At 63.6% G+C, this 2180-nt stretch carries 3 protein-coding genes; all 3 read right to left on the bottom strand.

Features of this window, described 5'->3' with window-relative positions; translation table 11 throughout:
- Positions 1-677, bottom strand: a 677-nt coding sequence (locus NKJ84_RS32925; protein WP_352509989.1) for an extracellular solute-binding protein, incomplete at its 3' end; no start/stop codon positions are given.
- A gap of 39 nt (positions 678-716) precedes the next feature.
- Positions 717-1703, bottom strand: a complete 987-nt coding sequence (locus NKJ84_RS32920; protein WP_352509988.1) for a PfkB family carbohydrate kinase — start codon at positions 1701-1703, stop codon at positions 717-719.
- Positions 1700-2180 (bottom strand): ADP-ribosylglycohydrolase family protein (locus NKJ84_RS32915; RefSeq protein ID WP_352509987.1); only part of this gene is annotated, 481 nt, incomplete at its 5' end. The genes NKJ84_RS32915 and NKJ84_RS32920, both read right to left, overlap by 4 nt.

The following is a 2180-nucleotide window of genomic DNA, read 5'->3' as shown; positions in this document are numbered from 1 at the left end:
TCGATCTGGTTAGAGGCAACCATCTGGTTCCAGTCGTTCTCCGAGCTCCAGAACGTCTTGATCTGCGGCATGAGCGAGGTGAGTTTCGCCTTGACCGCCTCCATGTCCTTGACATCGTTGATGTTCTGGCCGGTGGCAATGGCGCCGAACTGCACCGCCTCGACGGCATCGTCACGGATGGTGACGCGGCCCTTGTGGGCGGGATCCCACATTTCGGCGATGCTCGTTGGCGGCTTGTCGAAGGACTTGTCGTTGATGGCGAGCGCCGTCAGTCCCCAGACCCACGGTACCCCATAGACCTTGCCGTTATGGACAAGCATCGGCGAACTCGCCTTGTCCTTGCTGATGTCGGCATAGTTCGGCAGCTTGGATGTGTCGATCGGCTGGATCAGCTTTTCCGCCATTGCCTGGTCGTTGAAGGCGGCGTTGATCATAACGACGTCGTAGAGGCCGGGATTGGTCCTGAGCTTGGTCAGCATTTCCTGTTCGGAATTGAAGAAGTCGTTGACGACCTTGTTGCCGGTCGCCTTCTCGAAGGCCTCGATGGCCCACGGCTCGTCGGCGCCGTAGCCCTTCCAGTTGAGTACGTGCACCTCGTCGGCCTTGGCAGCAAATGCGAGTGCGGAGGTGAAGACGGCGGCCGCCGTCACTAGGGCAGTAAAGTCGGGCATGCGCATGTTCGTTCCTCTCTGTGTTTGCCCGCTTCCCGGGCTTTGTCAGGCTGTCGGGCGTTTGACCTCTTGCTTCCGGCCATGGAGGCCCATCTGGGGACCGCCGGCATGGCTTAGGAATGTCTGGATCTCGTAGTCGGTCGGCGCTGATGAACCACCGTGGCGGGTGACGGAAATGGCCGCCGCCGCATTGGCGTAGTGCGCTGCCGCAAAAGGCGGCATGCCGCGCGCCAGCGCACTGATGAAAGCGCCGATATGGGCGTCGCCTGCGCCATTGGTGTCGAGGGCGTCGACCTCGAAGCCGGGGATGGTCTGGACGGAACCGTCTGCCAGCCGCACATGACAGCCCTTGGCGGCGCTCCGGATGACGACGCCGTCGGCCTTCGGGCAATGGCCGGCAAGAAGCCGCGCTGCGAGTGCCTTTACATCGCCTTGACCGGCGATCTCGGCCGCTTCCCCCATGTTGCAGCTCAACCATGTGGTGCGAGCAAGCACCCGCGCCAAGGTCGAGCCCGGAATGTCCGCTATGACCGGTGTCGGATCGAAGACGAAAGGTATCCCAGCCGGCAGGGCCTCGATCCAGTCGGCGAGCGCATCGCGGCTGCCCGGATAGCTCAACGTATAACCTGACGTGAACACCCAGTCGTCTGCAGCGACCACCACGGGCGCCAGCATGTCGAGGCTGAGTACGCTTTCAGCGCCCGGCCAAGACACGAAGGTGCGTTCGGCATCGCTCGAGATCAAGGCGACGCAATGGCCGCTGTCCATCATGGGCGATGGCGGGGTCATAGTACTGATACCCTCGGCGTTGAAGGCGCTGTGCAGGAAGTCGCCATTGGGTCCGCTGCCGAGTTGGCCGCCGAACACCACCTTCATGCCGGTGCGGCTGGCCGCGACCATCATGTTGAAGCCGCCGCCGGCGACTCGTGCATAGCTCGACGCAGTCTTCTCCGTGCCCGGGGCCGGCAAGGCATCGATGCGGTAAACATAGTCGACCACCGCGCTGCCGACATGGACGAGACGCCCTCTCATGCCGCCGCATCCTTGCCGCCACTGCCCTTGTCCACACGGCCCTTGGACATCCGCGCCACAACAAGGTCGGCGGCGAGCGCGCTAACCCCCGTCATGTCGATGCCCTTGAGGTTTGCAATGCGGTTCTGAGGCAATCGGGAAAAGCCGGTGCAGGCACCGGCCATGCCGGCCGCGATGGCGCCGATCGTATCGGTGTCGCCACCGAGATTGGCACTGATGACTGCCGCCTGCCAAGGGTCACCACCGGCGACTTCCAGCACTGCGAATGCAGCCGGAACTGACTCCTGGCTGGCGACGCCGGTGCCGACCAGATCGATGATCAGCCGGATCGCGTCCTTCGTCGCCTTGCCGCGCACAAGCTCCTGCGCCCAAGTAATGCGCGCAGCAATGTCACCGCCGGTCGCCCAATGGCCGAGCGTCGCCCCTCGTCTCGCTGCCGTGATGGCGTTGTCGGAAGCGGCACGCCAGTCACCGCCA

Origin of the sequence: Mesorhizobium sp. M0048 (assembly GCF_040323405.1) — a bacterium.
Classification (GTDB): Bacteria; Pseudomonadota; Alphaproteobacteria; order Rhizobiales; family Rhizobiaceae; genus Mesorhizobium.
Note: the sequence above shows the minus strand (reverse complement) of the source record. Positions and strands in the feature narration are given on the sequence as shown.

Coding starts and splice junctions, on each gene's coding strand:
- NKJ84_RS32920 (WP_352509988.1), bottom strand. CDS start 1,703: ATGAGAGGGCGTCTCGTCCATGTCGGCAGCGCGGTGGTCGACTATGTT.